The following is a 1051-nucleotide window of genomic DNA, read 5'->3' on the forward strand; positions in this document are numbered from 1 at the left end:
TGGCGAAGCTGAGAACTTAAGCGCCAGTAAACGGCGGTGGTAACTATAACCATCCTAAGGTAGCGAAATTCCTTGTCGGGTAAGTTCCGACCTGCACGAATGGCGTAACGACTTCTCGACTGTCTCAACCATAGGCCCGGTGAAATTGCACTACGAGTAAAGATGCTCGTTTCGCGCAGCAGGACGGAAAGACCCCGGGACCTTTACTACAGTTTGATATTGGTGTTCGGTTCGGCTTGTGTAGGATAGCTGGGAGACTTTGAACTCTGGACGCCAGTTCAGGGGGAGTCGTCGTTGAAATACCAGTCTGGTCGTGCTGGATGTCTAACCTGGGTCCGTGATCCGGATCAGGGACAGTGTCTGATGGGTAGTTTAACTGGGGCGGTTGCCTCCTAAAGAGTAACGGAGGCGCCCAAAGGTTCCCTCAGCCTGGTTGGCAATCAGGTGTTGAGTGTAAGTGCACAAGGGAGCTTGACTGTGAGACCGACGGGTCGAGCAGGGACGAAAGTCGGGACTAGTGATCCGGCGGTGGCTTGTGGAAGCGCCGTCGCTCAACGGATAAAAGGTACCCCGGGGATAACAGGCTGATCTTCCCCAAGAGTCCATATCGACGGGATGGTTTGGCACCTCGATGTCGGCTCGTCGCATCCTGGGGCTGGAGTCGGTCCCAAGGGTTGGGCTGTTCGCCCATTAAAGCGGTACGCGAGCTGGGTTTAGAACGTCGTGAGACAGTTCGGTCCCTATCCGCTGCGCGCGCAGGAATATTGAGAAGGGCTGTCCCTAGTACGAGAGGACCGGGACGGACGAACCTCTGGTGTGCCAGTTGTTCTGCCAAGGGCATGGCTGGTTGGCTACGTTCGGGAGGGATAACCGCTGAAAGCATCTAAGCGGGAAGCCTGCTTCGAGATGAGTATTCCCACCCACTTGATGGGGTAAGGCTCCCAGTAGACGACTGGGTTGATAGGCCGGATCTGGAAGCACCGCAAGGTGTGGAGGTGACCGGTACTAATAGGCCGAGGGCTTGTCCTCAGTTGCTCGCGTCCACTGTGTT

The 1051-nt window shown here is 56.0% G+C and carries 1 rRNA gene; it reads left to right on the plus strand.

Features of this window, described 5'->3' with window-relative positions:
- Positions 1 to 1029 (plus strand): 23S ribosomal RNA (locus tag ACZ69Q_RS45420); the annotation flags it as partial.
- Positions 1030 to 1051 lie beyond the last annotated feature (22 nt).

This window comes from Streptomyces sp. NPDC036764, assembly GCF_055609385.1.